General features: G+C 67.6%; 14 protein-coding genes. 8 read left to right on the top strand and 6 right to left on the bottom strand.

Annotated elements, in window-relative coordinates:
* Position 1 precedes the first annotated feature (1 nt).
* Entirely contained in the window at positions 2–997 is a 996-nt protein-coding gene (locus AC4AMJ_RS10950; protein WP_489896268.1) for a sulfate/molybdate ABC transporter ATP-binding protein, read from the top strand.
* Here the strand turns inward: AC4AMJ_RS10950 and AC4AMJ_RS10945 are convergent.
* Genes AC4AMJ_RS10945 through AC4AMJ_RS10925 form a run of 5 tightly spaced genes read right to left on the bottom strand, consistent with a single transcriptional unit; the run spans position 984 to position 6,582 of the window.
* Positions 984–1,742, bottom strand: a complete 759-nt coding sequence (locus tag AC4AMJ_RS10945; protein ID WP_489896267.1) for a sirohydrochlorin chelatase — start codon at positions 1,740–1,742, stop codon at positions 984–986. The genes AC4AMJ_RS10950 and AC4AMJ_RS10945 overlap by 14 nt on opposite strands.
* Positions 1,743–1,764: 22 nt before the next feature.
* Positions 1,765–3,084 carry a sulfate adenylyltransferase subunit 1 gene (locus AC4AMJ_RS10940; RefSeq protein WP_489896266.1) on the bottom strand — a complete coding sequence of 440 codons (1,320 nt, stop codon included), beginning with the start codon at positions 3,082–3,084 and terminating at the stop codon, positions 1,765–1,767.
* Positions 3,084–4,037, bottom strand: coding sequence for a sulfate adenylyltransferase subunit CysD (cysD, locus tag AC4AMJ_RS10935; protein ID WP_489896265.1), 954 nt, complete (start codon positions 4,035–4,037; stop codon positions 3,084–3,086). Before cysD ends, AC4AMJ_RS10940 begins: the two co-directional genes overlap by 1 nt.
* Positions 4,019–4,768, bottom strand: coding sequence for a phosphoadenylyl-sulfate reductase (locus AC4AMJ_RS10930; RefSeq protein ID WP_489896264.1), 750 nt, complete (start codon positions 4,766–4,768; stop codon positions 4,019–4,021). Before AC4AMJ_RS10930 ends, cysD begins: the two co-directional genes overlap by 19 nt.
* Positions 4,765–6,582, bottom strand: a complete 1,818-nt coding sequence (locus AC4AMJ_RS10925; protein ID WP_489918046.1) for a nitrite/sulfite reductase — start codon at positions 6,580–6,582, stop codon at positions 4,765–4,767. The genes AC4AMJ_RS10930 and AC4AMJ_RS10925 overlap by 4 nt, the downstream gene beginning before the upstream one ends.
* Before the next feature lie 480 nt (positions 6,583–7,062).
* Between AC4AMJ_RS10925 and hemW the strand changes: the two genes are divergently transcribed.
* Positions 7,063–8,274, top strand: coding sequence for a radical SAM family heme chaperone HemW (gene hemW, locus AC4AMJ_RS10920; protein WP_489918045.1), 1,212 nt, complete (start codon positions 7,063–7,065; stop codon positions 8,272–8,274).
* 24 nt (positions 8,275–8,298) lie between these two features.
* Here hemW and AC4AMJ_RS10915 read toward each other — a convergent pair whose 3' ends face one another.
* The gene (locus tag AC4AMJ_RS10915) at positions 8,299–8,793 is read right to left on the bottom strand and encodes a type II toxin-antitoxin system VapB family antitoxin (RefSeq protein ID WP_489918044.1); all 495 of its coding nucleotides are present in this window, start codon (positions 8,791–8,793) and stop codon (positions 8,299–8,301) included.
* A 113-nt stretch (positions 8,794–8,906) separates the two neighbouring features.
* Between AC4AMJ_RS10915 and hrcA the strand changes: the two genes are divergently transcribed.
* The 6 genes from hrcA to ybeY all read left to right on the top strand — a co-directional run bounded on the left by hrcA (position 8,907) and on the right by ybeY (position 14,546).
* On the top strand, positions 8,907–9,941 hold the full coding sequence (hrcA, locus tag AC4AMJ_RS10910; protein WP_489896260.1) for a heat-inducible transcriptional repressor HrcA: 1,035 nt from the start codon (positions 8,907–8,909) through the stop codon (positions 9,939–9,941).
* A 93-nt stretch (positions 9,942–10,034) separates the two neighbouring features.
* Positions 10,035–11,198 carry a molecular chaperone DnaJ gene (gene dnaJ / locus AC4AMJ_RS10905; protein WP_489896259.1) on the top strand — a complete coding sequence of 388 codons (1,164 nt, stop codon included), beginning with the start codon at positions 10,035–10,037 and terminating at the stop codon, positions 11,196–11,198.
* 14 nt (positions 11,199–11,212) lie between these two features.
* Complete coding sequence (locus AC4AMJ_RS10900; RefSeq protein ID WP_489896258.1) at positions 11,213–11,965, top strand: 16S rRNA (uracil(1498)-N(3))-methyltransferase; 753 nt, start codon at positions 11,213–11,215, stop codon at positions 11,963–11,965.
* Positions 11,962–12,750, top strand: a complete 789-nt coding sequence (locus tag AC4AMJ_RS10895; protein ID WP_489896257.1) for an alpha/beta hydrolase family protein — start codon at positions 11,962–11,964, stop codon at positions 12,748–12,750. Before AC4AMJ_RS10900 ends, AC4AMJ_RS10895 begins: the two co-directional genes overlap by 4 nt.
* Before the next feature lie 141 nt (positions 12,751–12,891).
* Positions 12,892–13,983 carry a PhoH family protein gene (locus AC4AMJ_RS10890; RefSeq protein WP_489896256.1) on the top strand — a complete coding sequence of 364 codons (1,092 nt, stop codon included), beginning with the start codon at positions 12,892–12,894 and terminating at the stop codon, positions 13,981–13,983.
* Positions 13,980–14,546, top strand: coding sequence for an rRNA maturation RNase YbeY (gene ybeY, locus AC4AMJ_RS10885; RefSeq protein ID WP_489918043.1), 567 nt, complete (start codon positions 13,980–13,982; stop codon positions 14,544–14,546). Before AC4AMJ_RS10890 ends, ybeY begins: the two co-directional genes overlap by 4 nt.
* The last annotated feature ends 2 nt before the right edge of the window (positions 14,547–14,548 follow it).

Here is a 14,548-nt window from a genome sequence, read left to right as displayed (position 1 = left end):
CATGTCCATCTCGGTAATCGGCGCGAACAAGCGATACGGCGACTTCGCGGCCCTCGACGACGTGTCGATCGACATCCCCGCGGGATCTCTGACCTCGCTGTTGGGTCCGTCGGGGTCGGGCAAGTCGACGCTGCTCCGGGCGATCGCGGGTCTGGACAGTCTCGACTCGGGCACCGTCATCATCAGCGGCAACGACGTGTCGGCCGCCTCGCCACAGAAACGTGACATCGGCTTCGTCTTCCAGCATTACGCGGCGTTCAAACATCTCAACGTGCGCGACAACATCGCCTTCGGTCTCAAGATCCGCAAGCGGTCGAAGGCCGACATCGATGCCAAGGTCGACGAGTTGCTCGAGATCGTCGGACTCACGGTGTTCCAGAAGCGATTTCCGGCGCAGCTGTCGGGCGGCCAGCGGCAGCGGATGGCGCTGGCCCGCGCGCTCGCCGTGGATCCCCAGGTGCTGCTGCTCGACGAGCCGTTCGGCGCACTCGACGCCAAGGTCCGGGAGGATCTGCGCAAGTGGCTGCGCCGCCTGCACGAGGACGTCAACGTCACGACCGTCCTGGTGACGCATGACCAGCAGGAGGCGCTCGACGTCAGCGACCGCATCGCGGTGCTGAACAAGGGACGCATCGAACAGGTCGGCACACCGGATGACCTCTACGACCGGCCTGCCAACGAGTTCGTCGCGTCATTCCTCGGATCCACGGTGCGCCTGAACGGGGAATTGGTGCGGCCGCACGACATCCGCATCGGACGCAACCCCGAGCTCGCACTTCCGGCCGCCGACGCGGCGCTCGACACCGGCGTCATCAAGGCCACGGTCCAGCGGGTGGTCCACCTCGGATTCGAGACGCGGGTGGAACTGGTCGCCGTCGCGACCGGCAGCGAGTTCCAGGCGCAGATCACGCGCGGTGACGCGAACGCGCTGAATCTGCAGGCGGGCGAATCGATCTTCGCCCGCGCGACGAAGGTGGCCGCGCTCAGCGACTCCTGAGCAGGCCCGGACGGGCCGCGCGCTCGGCATCGGTCGCCGTGAGCCGGTAGTGATGGCAGACGGCGTCGACGATGTCGCGGTGCGCGCCCAGCGGCCCCGCGACCAGTGATCCGGGCGCGTGCTCGTCGAGGGCCGCTTCGAACCGATCGGTGAGTCGGCCCGCCGACAGGAAGTAGGGGCTCACCGCGATCCGGTCCGCGCCGGCCGCGCGCAACCGGCGCACCGCGGCACGTAGCCGATGCGATCGGCTGCCGAGTTTGGTCGCGAACACCACCTCGACCGGACGATGGACCAGCGTGGACAACTCGATCGCACGTCGCCGTACATGCCGATCGGCAGCGGGGTCGGAGGAGCCGACCGCGCTCAGGATGATGCCGACGCGATCGTCGGACCGGTCGTCGGCACCCGCCTCGGAGAGGCGCTCCGCCAGCGCGGAGGCCAACGGGAACGTCCCGACGACATCGGTCTGCAGCACCGTCCTGCCGGGCCGCGCATGCTCGGCGATGATCGCCGGCAGATCGACGTTGCTGTGATAGCCGGCGGCGAACAGCAGTGGCACAACGATGCAGTCGCCGGTGATCTCGTCGAGCGCCTCACCCACGAGTGGTTCGTTGAGATCGAGATAGGCAAGCCGCACATCGACACCGCCCAGCGCGTCCGCGACGGCGTCGCGGACGCGCCCGGCGGTCGCCGGGAAACGCGCGTCGCGACTGCCGTGCGCGACCAGCAGCAGGGTCGGGGTCACCTCGAACGAATCCTGAATCGCGTCAGACGAGTTCGGGCGTCGACGAGAGGTGCAGGTGCTCCAGGGCGTCGCCCACGAGTCCTGCGCCGAGCGTGTTGCCGCCCTGCGGATCGATCAGCAGGAAGCTGCCCGATTCGCGGTTGACCTGGTAGTCGTCGGCTGCGATGGGCTCGGCCGTCTGGATGGCGATCCGCCCGATCTGGTTGAGCTCCACGGTGTCCGGTGCGTCGAGGAGCGCGAGGTTCTGCTCGTCGAACAGCACCTCGAGGCCGCCGACGATCGCCGGCGTGGTCCGGGTGCCGTGCTTGAGGAGCAGCCGGGCCCCGGGACGCAGCGGCTTCTCGGCGAGCCAGCAGACCGTGGCGCTGAACTGCTGCACCGGTTCCGGCGCGTCGCCCGCGCTCGCGATGAGATCACCACGCGACACGTCGACGTCGTCGGCGAGCAGGATGGTGACGCTGCGGCCGGTGTGCGCGGTGGCGAGTTGTCCGTCGGCGGTGTCGATCTGACTGACGGTGGTGCGCGTGCCGGACGGCAGGATCACCACCTCGTCGCCGACCGAGACACGGCCGGCCGCGATCTGCCCGGCGTATCCGCGATAGTCGGGGAACTCCGGGGTGCGGGGGCGGATCACGTACTGCACCGGGAAACGCAGTCCGACGGGGCGGGGGTCGGTCACGTTCGGCACGGTTTCGAGGTGCTCGATGAGTGCGGGACCGTCGTAGTACGGAGTGTTCTCTGATCGGCTGGCGATGTTGTCGCCGTGCAATGCCGACACCGGGATCGAGATCACCTGCTCGGCCGACCACCCCAGTGACCGGGTCAGCTCGGCGAATTCCGCCGAGATGGACGAGAACGCGGTGGCCGGGTCGTCGACGAGGTCGATCTTGTTGACCGCGAGCACGAGTTGCGGCACACCGAGCAGCGCCATCACGGCTGCGTGGCGGCGCGTCTGTGCGACGACCCCGTTGCGTGCGTCCACCAGCAGGATCACCAGCTGCGCCGTCGAGGCACCGGACACGGTGTTGCGGGTGTACTGGACGTGCCCTGGCGTGTCGGCGAGCACGAACGACCGTGCGGGCGTGGCGAAGTAGCGGTAGGCCACATCGATGGTGATGCCCTGCTCCCGCTCGGCGCGCAGGCCGTCGACGAGCAGCGACAGATCCGGTCCCTCGAGGCCGCGGTCGACCGATGCCTTGGTGACGGCGTCGATCTGGTCGGCGAGGACGGACTTGGTGTCGTAGAGAAGACGGCCCACGAGCGTGGACTTGCCGTCGTCGACGCTTCCGGCCGTGGCGATGCGCAGGAGGTCGGGGGAGTGCCCGATCGAAGCGTCAGTCATCAGAAATATCCTTCGCGTTTACGGTCTTCCATGGCGGCCTCGGAGACGCGGTCGTCGCCGCGGGTCGCGCCACGTTCGGTCAGCCGAGAGGCGGCGACCTCGGCCAGGACGGCTTCGTTGTCGGCGGCATCGGACAGCACGGCGCCGGTGGAGGAACCGTCGCCGACGGTGCGGTAGCGGACCGAGAGGTTTTGCAGCTCTTCGCCGTCGCGCGGGCCGCCCCAGGGGCCGGGGGTCATCCACATGCCGTCGCGCAGGAACACGTCACGCTGGTGCGCGTAGTAGATCTGCGGGAGCATCACCTGCTCACGGGCGATGTAGCGCCACACGTCGAGCTCGGTCCAGTTCGACAACGGGAAGACCCGCACGTGCTCGCCCGGAGCATGCTTGCCGTTGTACAGGTTCCACAACTCTGGACGCTGGCGCTTCGGATCCCACTGGCCGAAGGCGTTGCGCAGGGAGAAGATCCGCTCCTTCGCGCGGGAACGCTCCTCGTCGCGGCGCCCACCGCCGAAGACGGCGTCGAAGCGGTTCTCGGTGATCGCGTCGAGCAGCGGGATGGTCTGCAGCGGATTACGCACACCGTCGGGACGCTCGGTCAGTCGCCCGTCGTCCAGATAGTCCTCGACCTTGGCGACGTGCAGCCGCAGGTTGTACCGGTCGACCACCTGGTCGCGGAACTCGAGGACCTCGGGCAGGTTGTGCCCGGTGTCGACGTGCAACAGCGAGAAGGGCAGCGGGGCCGGCCAGAACGCCTTGAGCGCCACATGGAGCAGCAGCGTGGAGTCCTTGCCGCCGGAGAACAGGATCACCGGACGTTCGAACTCGCCTGCGACCTCACGGAAGATGTGGATCGCCTCGGACTCGAGGGCGTCGAGAGTGGTGAAATCGTCGGCTGTCTCGACGAACGGGGTGGTGGAGGTGTCGGCGATGGTCATGCGTGGAGCCCACATTCTGTCTTGGCGCGGCCGGCCCAGCGGCCGCTGCGCGGATCGGATCCGGGTTCGGGTTTGGCAGTGCACGGCGCGCAGCCGATCGACGGATAGCCGTCGTCGACGAGTGGGTTGACCAGCACACCGTTGGAATCGATGTAGTCCTGCATGGTCTCGTCCGACCATGCTGCGATCGGGTTGATCTTCACCAGCCCGAAGCCCTCGTCGAAGGAGATGAGGGGAGCATTCGCGCGAGTCGGCGCCTCGACGCGGCGGATACCGGTGACCCAGGCGTCGTAGTGCGACAAGCCGCTCTTGAGCGGAACCACCTTGCGCAGTCGGCAGCACTCGCCCGGATCGCTGGCGAACAGGTTGCGCCCCAACAGTGCATCCTGCTCGGCGACGCTGTGCTCCGGGGTGAGGTTGACCATGTCCACGCCGTAGACCTGCTCGACCGCGTCGCGGGTACCGATCGTCTCGGCGAAGTGGTAGCCGGTGTCGAGGAAGAGCACCTTGAGCTTTTCGCCGTTCAGCAACTCGGTTTCGACGTTCTTGCTGGCCAGGTCGACGAGCGCGGCGTCCTGCATGTTGGAGGCGACGACGAAGTTGTCGCCGAAGGTCTCCGCGGTCCAGCGCAGCAACTCCGCCGGGCTCGCGTCGTCGCCGAGATCGCGTGCGCCCTTCTCGGCGATCGCGCGGAGCTCGGCTTCGCTGAAGCGGCGACCGGTGGTGGTCTCTGTCGGCGTACTCATCGCAGTGCCTCCTCATCCGCGCGAACGGCCCACTGTGCGAACCGCTCTCCGTCTTCCTTCTGCTCCACGAAGTTGCGCACCACACGGTCGATGTAATCGCCGAGCTCGGTGGAGAGAACCTTGTGCTGGCGCAACTTGCGGCCGAATCCGGCGTCCTGGCCCAGGCTTCCACCGAGGTGCACCTGGAAGCCCTCGGTCTGGTTGCCGTTCTCGTCCTCGACGAGTTGACCCTTGAAGCCGATGTCGGCGACCTGCGACCGGGCGCAGGAGTTGGGGCAACCGTTGATGTTGACGGTGATCGGTAGGTCGAGGGCGGAATTGATGTCGGCCAGGCGCTCCTCGAGCTCGGGCACGAGCCGCTGTGAACGCTTGCGCGTCTCGGTGAACGACAGCTTGCAGAACTCGATGCCGCTGCAGGCCATCAGGTTCTGACGCCAGTTCGACGGCCGGGCGGACAGGCCGAGCGCACCGACCTCGGAGATGATCTGCTCCACCTTGTCGTCCGGCACGTCGAGGACGACCAGCTTCTGGTACGGCGTGAAGCGGATGCGGTCGGAGCCGGCACGCTCGGCGGCGTCGGCGACCGCGGTGAGGATCGTCCCGGAGACGCGACCGGCGACGGCTGCGAAGCCGACCGAGTTCAGCCCGTTCTTCAGTCGCTGCACGCCGACGTGATCGCGGGGACGGGTGAGTGGTTCGGGGGCCGGGCCGTCGATCAGCTTGCGGCCCAGGTACTCGTCTTCGAGGACCTGTCGGAACTTCTCGATGCCCCAGTCCTTGATGAGGAACTTCAGGCGTGCCTTGGCCCGCAGCCGGCGGTATCCGTAGTCGCGGAAGATGGCGACGACGCCCTCCCACACATCGGGCACCTCGTCGAGCGGAATCCATGCGCCGACCCGCTGCGCGAGCATCGGGTTGGTGGACAGGCCGCCGCCGACCCAGAGGTCCAGACCCGGTCCGTGCTCGGGATGATTCACCCCGATGAACGCGACGTCGTTGGTCTCGTGGGAGACGTCCTGAAGTCCGGAGATGGCCGTCTTGAACTTGCGCGGCAGGTTCGAGTACTGCGGGTCACCGATGTAGCGGCGCACGATCTCGTCGATCGCCGAGGTCGGGTCGAGCACCTCGTCCACGGCATCTCCGGCGAGCGGAGAGCCGAGCACCACGCGAGGGCAGTCGCCGCAGGCCTCGGTGGTCTTCAGGCCGACGGCTTCGATCCGCTCCCAGATCGTCGGGACGTCCACGATGCGGATCCAGTGGTACTGGACGTTCTCGCGGTCGGAGAGGTCGGCGGTGTCCCGGGCGAATTCGGTCGAGATCTGGCCGAGGGTGCGGAGCTGCTCCACGTTCAGTGCGCCCGCATCGCAGCGGATGCGCATCATGAAGTGGTCGTCCTCGAGGATGTCGATGTTCTCGTCGCCGGTCCAGGTGCCGTCGTAGCCCTCGGCGCGCTGGGTGTAGAGCCCCCACCAGCGCATACGGCCACGCAGGTCCTGCTTGTCGATCGAATCGAAACCCTGCTTGGAGTAGATGTTCTCGATCCGGGCCCGCACGTTGAGCGGGTTGTCGTCCTTCTTGACCTGCTCGTTGGGGTTCAGTGGCTCTCGATAGCCGAGCTTCCACTGGCCTTCGGCGCGACGCTTGGTCGGACGCGCCTTGCGGGCCGGGCGTTCGCCGCGCGGACTGGCGGGCGTCGCTCGGGCGGCGTGACCGTCGGACCCAGCGGGCACGTTCTCCGCCGCGTCGGAAGTGGTCGCGTCGGAAGTGGTCGCGTCGGAAGTGGTCACGGAAAGATCGTCGGTGGTGGACGTCATGAAGTCTCCTGAGCCGACGCGCGCACACGTCAGCAGTCACGAAAAGGTGGGCTGGAAACGTGCGGCAAACCCGCGGAAAGAGCGGGAACTTCTCAGGGCCTGACCGTCGTCCGGGGACGACAGGGGAGCACGTCGTCTAAGGACGACAGAATGCGCTGCAGACGCGCTTGAAATCAATGTGGCGTCGAGCTGCGAGCCACACCCCTGGGGAAGTCACGCCGTTCATAGTGCCACGATCACCCTTGCCGCGTCTACTTGGGTTTATTTTCCCTCACGGTGAGGCAAAGGCCCATTGTGAGGTCTGCTTGTCTGTCTCAAGGCGCCGGGGCGGACGTCTATTCCGGATGCGGCCATCGAGAAGTTGCCCCGTGGTCTGGTCGCGGGTGCGATGGCGTAGTGATGCGGTGGTGGACCGACGAGCAACCTGTCGTGTGGCGACGCCCGTGCTGCGCGCGTCGAGGAGACGCGCATGATGGAGATATGAAGGTCGAGAGCGAGCCGGCAGTCGACGACGCCGTCGAAGTCGCATGTGGCGCCGTCGACCCCGCGACCCCGCTCGGCCTGTACCTGCATGTGCCTTTCTGCGCAACGCGGTGTGGATATTGCGACTTCAACACCTACACGGCGGGGGAGTTGGGGAGTTCCTCGTCGCCGGAATCGTGGCAGGCGGCGGTCGAGCGCGAGCTGGAAGCGGCCGCGCGTCTGCTCGATCCCGTGCGACCGGTGTCGACGATCTTCGTCGGCGGTGGGACGCCGTCGCTGCTCGGCACCGACGGACTGGCCAGGCTGCTCGATGCGGTGCGGTCGCGGTTCGAGCTCACCGCCGACGCCGAGGTGACCACCGAATCGAACCCGGAGTCCACGTCCGCCGGGTTCTTCGACGGTCTGCGGCGCTCCGGCTTCACGCGGATCTCGCTGGGAATGCAGTCCGCGTCTGCTCACGTCCTCGCCACCCTCGACCGAACACACACCCCCGGGCGCGCGCTGGCGGCCGCGCGGGAGGCCGCCGCGGCCGGCTTCGACCACATCAACCTCGACCTGATCTACGGAACCCCGGGGGAAACCGACGACGACCTGCACACCAGCGTCGATGCGGTCCTCTCGACCCCGGTCGATCACGTCTCCGCCTATGCCCTCATCGTCGAGGACGGCACGGCACTGGCCCGCCGCATCCGGCGGGGTGAGCTACCCGCGCCCGACGACGATGTACTCGCCGACCGCTACCAGATCCTCGACGACCGGCTGCGGGCCGACGGATTCGACTGGTATGAAGTGTCGAACTGGGCGCGAACCGATGCCGGACGGTGCCGGCACAACGTCGCCTACTGGCACAGCCACGACTGGTGGGGCATCGGTCCCGGCGCCCACTCCCACGTCAACGGAGTGCGGTGGTGGAATCACAAGCATCCGGCCCGTTACGCGGATGCACTTGCCGCCGAACAGCTTCCGATCGGTGGCCACGAGGTGCTCACGGCCGAGGACCGACACGTCGAGTCGGTGATGCTGACCGCACGCTGCCGCGGGGGGCTCGCCGTCGAGGAGCTCACGCCGGATGAATATCAGCGGGCCGCGCAATTCGTCGACGACGGGCTGCTCGAGCACATCGGTTCGGTGGGTGCCCGACTGGTGCTGACCGACGCGGGTCGGCTGTTGGCCGATCGGGTGGTGCGGGAGATCCTGTTCGCGGGGTGAGCTGGGACGAGGACCCCGTCGGTCTCACCAGCTCGGTGGCGTGGGGTTCGGTGGCGCGGGGTTCGGTGGCGTGGGGTTCTGTGGTGTGGGACTCGACGGCGGCAGGGTCCAACCGGTGCTCCTGCCGACCCGGTGTGCGCCCGGTGTCGGGGCGCGACCCGGCGACGGCAGGCGACCGCTGTCGAGTTGTTCCTCCAACGAGGCCGCCGATGATGCGAGATCCATGGCGTCGAGGTCGAGCATCCGCGCGTGGATGATGTGCCGATTGCGAAACGCCGAGCGCACCGCACGGTGCAGACCGTCCTCCAGATACAGGTCGCCGCGCCAACGGACCACGTGCGAGAACAGGTCGCCGTAGAACGTGGAGTCCTCGCTCAGCAGCTTGTCGAGCGCCAGGACGGTGGTCACCGTGATCAGTTCGTCGAGACGGAACTGGCGCGGGGGGATCTTCGCCCACCCCTTCGTGGACAAGCCATGGTCGGGATAGGGCCTGCCCTCCCGTACCCCCTTGAAGATCATCGAGCACTTTCCTGAGATTCCGACGCGCCCGGATTCGGCGTGAATCGTCGTGCGGTTCGTAAGATGGATGTCACCTACTGTATGGCAGAGTGCACGTTCGGGAGGTGGGTCGCATGTCGAGCACGGACGATCGACGATTCGAGATCTTGCGTGCCATCGTCACGGATTTCGTTGCCACCCAGGAGCCCATCGGTTCCAAGGCCATAGTGGACCGTCATCAGCTCGGCGTCTCCAGCGCCACCGTGCGCAATGACATGGCGGTGTTGGAGGCCGAGGGCTACATCGCGCAACCACACACCAGTTCCGGGCGCGTCCCCACCGACAAGGGCTACCGGATGTTCGTCGACCGGATCAGCGAGGTCAAACCGCTGTCGGCGGCCGAACGTCGTGCCATCCTGTCCGTCCTCGACTCCGGCGTCGACCTCGACGACGTGCTGCGGCGGTCGGTCAAACTGCTCGCCCAGCTCACCCGGCAGGTCGCGGTGATCCAGTACCCGGTGCTGTCGACGGCCACGGTCCGCCATCTCGAGGTGGTCTCCCTCTCGCCCTCGCGCCTGCTGCTCGTGGTGATCACCGACACCGGTCGCGTGGAACAGCGCATGGTGGCGTTGGCCGACGATCTGGCCGAGGCCGACTATGTGCGGCTCCGCGACATGTTCTCGGCGGCGCTGCACGGCAAGCGGCTCGAGGAGGCGTCGGCCGCCGTGGCCGAATTGGCCAACGACGCCCCGCACGACATCCGCGACGCGGCGATAAACGTGGCGACCGTCCTGGTCGAGACACTCGTGCAACGGGGCGACGACCGTCTGGTCCTGGGCGGCACGTCGAATCTGGCCCGGTCGGCTGCCGACTTCACGCCGGTGGGCGGCGGCATGGACTCCGTGCTGGACGCACTCGAAGAACAGGTGGTGGTCCTCAAGCTGCTCGCCACGAGTCAACGGATGGGCGGGGTCACAGTCCAGATCGGAGAAGAGACGCAGACCGAGAACCTGCGTGGCACCGCCGTGGTCTCGACAGGGTACGGTGCATCGGGCACGGTGTTCGGCGGCGTCGGCGTGGTGGGCCCCACACGCATGGACTACCCGGGAACAATTGCGTCTGTCGCAGCCGTTGCCAAGTATGTCGGCGAGGTGTTGGCCGACCGATGACCCGTGCGGCCGCCACGTGCGGCCCGGGCCGGATGAAGCGCCGACACCCCGCGCCAGTGTGACCAAGTGTGAGACGACAGGACCGAGACGACCGTGGCACGTGATTACTACGGAATCCTGGGAGTGGCGAAAGGTGCCACCGACCAGGAGATCAAACGCGCATATCGCAAGAAGGCGCGCGAGCTTCACCCCGACGTCAACCCCGGCGAAGAGGAGCGCTTCAAGGAGGTCAGCACCGCATACGAGGTGCTGACCGATCCCGAGAAGCGCCGCATCGTCGATGCCGGCGGCGACCCGCTCGCGGGCCCCGGTGCAGGTGGTTTCGGTGGCGGGGGCTTCGCCGGCGGGGGTCTCGGCGACGTGTTCGAGGCGTTCTTCGGTTCCGGGGGCGGCGGCTTCGGTGGAGGATTCGGTTCCGGCCGTGGCCCGCGGAGCCGGGTGCAACCCGGTGAGCCGGCTCTCGTCGCCGTCGAACTCGATCTCGAGGAATGCGCCGCCGGGGTCAACAAGGAGATCACCGTCGACACCGCGATCCTCTGCGATCTGTGCAAGGGATCGGGCGCGCACGGCGATTCCAAGGCGGTCAGCTGCGACACCTGTAAGGGTGCGGGCGAGATCCAGGCGGTGCAGCGCTCGTTCCTCGGTCAGGTCATGACCGTCCGCGAGTGCCCGACCTGTCACGGTGTCGGCGAGATCATCCCCGATCCGTGCCGCAAGTGTGGCGGCGACGGCCGGGTACGGTCCCGTCGCACGATGACCGTGAAGATCCCGGCCGGGATCGAGAGCGGCATGCGCGTACGACTCTCCGGCCAGGGTGAGGTCGGCCCGGGTGGCGGACCGGCCGGTGACCTGTACGTGGAGGTCACCGAGCGCCCCCACGATGTCTTCGTCCGCGACAAGGACGACCTGCACTGCACCATCCGGGTCCCGATCGCGGATGCCGCCCTGGGCAGCGAGATCGACGTCGACACGATCCTCGACGGCACGGCTCGGGTGACCATCGCGCCGGGCACACAGCCCGGCCAGGTGGTCCGGGTGAGGGGGCAGGGGATGCCCCACCTGAACACCGGGGTGCGCGGAAACCTGCATGCCCATCTCGATGTGGTCGTGCCGACCAAACTCGATTCGGCGCAGGCCGAGGCCATGCGTGCCTTCCGGCAGACCTCCGACGATCAGCCGGAGGTCGTGACGTCGGCGGCAGGTGCGGCGACGGGCGGACTGTTCTCGAGACTGCGCAACGCCTTCGCCGGACGCTGACACCGGGCGCCCGCGTGAGTCCACCGCTGTTCTGGATCGACGAGGTGCCGCGCGCCGGTTCCGACGTGACGCTGTCGGGTCCCGAGGGACGACATGCCGTGACCGTCACCCGACTCGCCGTCGGTGAGGAACTGATCGTCGGTGACGGGCGCGGTTGCACCGCACTGTGCGAGGTGAGTGAGATCACCGCGAAGGACACCCTGATCGCCCGGGCGCACACCTGCGCCCAGGCACAACCGCCGCGCCCCCGGGTCACGGTGGTGCAGGCGCTGCCGAAATCGGAGCGCTCCGAGTTGGCCGTCGACCTCGCGACCGAGGCGGGTGCCGACGAGATCGTGCCCTGGCAGGCCGCCCGATGCGTCGCCCGGTGGACCGGTAAGGCAGACAAGGGCCGAGTGAAGTGGGCCGCCGCCGCGTCGGCCGCGGCCAAGCAGAGTCGGCGATCCTGGATTCCGGAGATCGCGCCGCTGTCCTCGACGACCGATGTGCGCGCCCGCTGTGCCGACGTCATCGCGGCCGGAGGCGTGGTCGCCGTCCTGCATGAACACGGCGCGATCCCGCTTCGGGAGCTCGCCCTCTCCGAAGCGCCCGAGGTGATTCTCGTCGTGGGTCCGGAGGGCGGCCTCGACGATGCCGAGATCGCCGACTTCACGGCGCTCGGTGCGACGTCGGTGATCCTCGGCCCCGAGGTGCTGCGCACATCGACCGCGGCGGCGGTCGCGCTCGGCGCGATCGGTGTGCTGACCGACCGGTGGGCGATCCGATGAGCGTGCGCAAGCGGTGTGCGGTGCACCGGACGAAGGTCGAATACGGCAGTGCGCGATCACAATTCGGGCATGTGTATCAGCCGGTCGACGGAGTCGAACCGACCGCGACCGTACGCCCGGTCGTGCTGATCCACGGCGGTTACTGGACCACGGAGTTCGGTCTCACGATCGAGACCGCGATCGCACGTCAGTTCGCCGAACGAGGAGCCGTCGTCTGGAACATCGAATACCGCCGGGTGGGCGAGGACGGTGGCGGTTGGCCGTCGACCGGACGGGATGTGGTGGCCGCTCTGCGTGCGCTCGACGACCCGGTCCGGACCGCCCTGCCCGCCGACCTCGAGAAGCAGGTCGATTGGGGTGCGGTGGCCGTCGTGGGACATTCGGCCGGCGGTCAGCTGGCCGTGTGGTCGGTCGCGCAGCTCGGGGCCAGGACCGAACGCTGCGCCATCACGACGGTGATCGCGCAATCGGCGGCGCTCGATCTGGAGGCCGGGGCGGACCGGCCGTCGATCCGAGGGTTGATGGGCAGGCCCATCGATGAGATCCCACACCGATACCGGGACGCGTCGCCGACTCGACAGGCACCGTTCGACGCTCACGTGGTCGCGGTGCATGCCGCCGACGACACCGCCATCCCACTCGAGGCCAGCCGACGCTACGTCGAGACGGTGACGGCGGCGGGTCAGTCGGCCGAACTCGTGGTGGTCCCCGGTGAAGGCCACGATGCATTCGTCGATCCGCGCAGCGCGTCGACCCGCCAGACGATCCGTCTACTCGGGATCTGACCATCGAGGGTCCCGAGCATCGACACCCCGAGCCGCGCGGCGGAATATTGCCTGCTGGTGCGCGGTTCAATCGCGTTAGACTGACAACATCCCGGCGAAACAGACGCGCCGACGTTGACCCCCTGAGGAGTGATTTCATACGTGAGTGACGACAACCCCGACGTGAGCACGCCGACGAGCAGGACTCTTGCGGGCCGATCAGTCACCTCAAACGTGGAAATCTCTCCCGAGGTGGTGTTCGGGCTGCTCGGGACCAGCGACGTCAACCTGCGGACCCTCGAACAACTGCTTCCGGCGGACATCCACGTGCGCGGCAACCAGGTCACGCTGACAGGGACGCCCGCCGACGTCGCGGCCTCGGAGCGCGTCATCGCCGAACTCGTCGATCTGGTCGGCCGGGGCACCCCGCTGACCCCCGACCTGGTACGACACAGTGTGTCGATGCTCTCCGAAGGAGCCGGTGAATCGCCCGCCGACGTGCTGTCACTGGACATCCTCTCGCGACGCGGCAAGACGATCCGCCCGAAGACCCTGAACCAGAAGAAATACGTCGACGCGATCGACAATCACACCATCGTGTTCGGGCTCGGTCCCGCCGGAACCGGCAAGACCTACCTGGCCATGGCCAAGGCCGTCCAAGCACTGCAGTCCAAGTCGGTCAACCGCATCATCCTGACCCGACCCGCTGTGGAGGCGGGTGAGCGGCTCGGCTTCCTGCCCGGGACGCTCAGCGAGAAGATCGACCCCTATCTGCGGCCGTTGTACGACGCGCTGCACGACATGATGGACCCCGAATCGATCCCGAAGCTGATGGCCGCCGGCGTCATCGAGGTGGCACCGCTCGCATATATGCGCGGAAGGACGTTGAATGACGCCTTCATCATCCTCGACGAGGCCCAGAACACCACCGGCGAGCAGATGAAGATGTTCCTCACCCGTCTCGGCTTCGGATCGAAGGTCGTGGTCACCGGCGACACCACGCAGGTCGACCTACCGGGCGGCGCGCAGAGTGGTCTGACCGCGGCGACACGGATTCTCGAGGGCATCGACGACATCCACTTCTCTCGTCTCACCAGTGCCGACGTGGTTCGGCACCGGCTGGTCGCCGACATCGTCGACGCCTACGGTCGCGCCGAGGAGAGCGCACGCGGCAGCGCGCAACTCCGTGATGCCGATCGGCTGCCCGGCAATCGGGCGGCGCGTCGGGCCTCGACGCACGGGCGGCGCTCATGAGCATCGAGCTGGCCAACGAGTCGGGCGTCGAGGCGCCGGCGGACCTGATCATCTCCGCGGCGCGATTCGCCATCGCGGAGATGGACGTGCACCCGGCCGCGGAGCTGTCGATCCTGCTGATCGACGAGGACGCCATGGCCGACATGCACATGCAGTGGATGGACCTGCCCGGCCCCACCGACGTGATGAGTTTCCCGATGGACGAACTCGCTCCGGGCGGGCGGCCCGATGCCGCCGAGTCCGGCCCGGCGATCCTCGGGGACATCGTCCTGTGCCCACAGTTCGCCGCCCAGCAGGCGAAAACCGCCCGCCGGTCCTTCGAACACGAACTGTCGATGCTGACCATCCACGGTGTCCTGCACCTGCTCGGCTACGATCACGCCGAACCCGACGAGGAAAAAGAGATGTTCGGGCTGCAGAACCGAATCCTCGAGGACTTCTATGCCGAACGTCATCGGCTCGCGCAACTACAGCGCCAGTCCGACCGTGACACGCGGCTGCTGACCAACATCGGGTTCACCGAGACCACAGTGCGCGAGAACACCGCGACCGAGGACGAGTGACG

Source organism: Gordonia sp. LMA484 (assembly GCF_058129505.1).
This window is presented reverse-complemented; position numbering and strand designations above follow the sequence as displayed.

Bases quoted from the DNA above. Each gene is read 5' to 3' on its own strand.
- AC4AMJ_RS10950 (WP_489896268.1), top strand. From the start codon at position 2: ATGTCCATCTCGGTAATCGGCGCGAACAAGCGATACGGCGACTTCGCG.
- AC4AMJ_RS10940 (WP_489896266.1), bottom strand. From the start codon at position 3,084: ATGACTGACGCTTCGATCGGGCACTCCCCCGACCTCCTGCGCATCGCC.
- cysD (WP_489896265.1), bottom strand. From the start codon at position 4,037: ATGTGGGCTCCACGCATGACCATCGCCGACACCTCCACCACCCCGTTC.
- AC4AMJ_RS10930 (WP_489896264.1), bottom strand. From the start codon at position 4,768: ATGAGTACGCCGACAGAGACCACCACCGGTCGCCGCTTCAGCGAAGCC.
- AC4AMJ_RS10925 (WP_489918046.1), bottom strand. From the start codon at position 6,582: ATGACGTCCACCACCGACGATCTTTCCGTGACCACTTCCGACGCGACC.
- hemW (WP_489918045.1), top strand. From the start codon at position 7,063: ATGAAGGTCGAGAGCGAGCCGGCAGTCGACGACGCCGTCGAAGTCGCA.
- AC4AMJ_RS10915 (WP_489918044.1), bottom strand. From the start codon at position 8,793: ATGATCTTCAAGGGGGTACGGGAGGGCAGGCCCTATCCCGACCATGGC.
- hrcA (WP_489896260.1), top strand. From the start codon at position 8,907: ATGTCGAGCACGGACGATCGACGATTCGAGATCTTGCGTGCCATCGTC.
- AC4AMJ_RS10895 (WP_489896257.1), top strand. From the start codon at position 11,962: ATGAGCGTGCGCAAGCGGTGTGCGGTGCACCGGACGAAGGTCGAATAC.
- ybeY (WP_489918043.1), top strand. From the start codon at position 13,980: ATGAGCATCGAGCTGGCCAACGAGTCGGGCGTCGAGGCGCCGGCGGAC.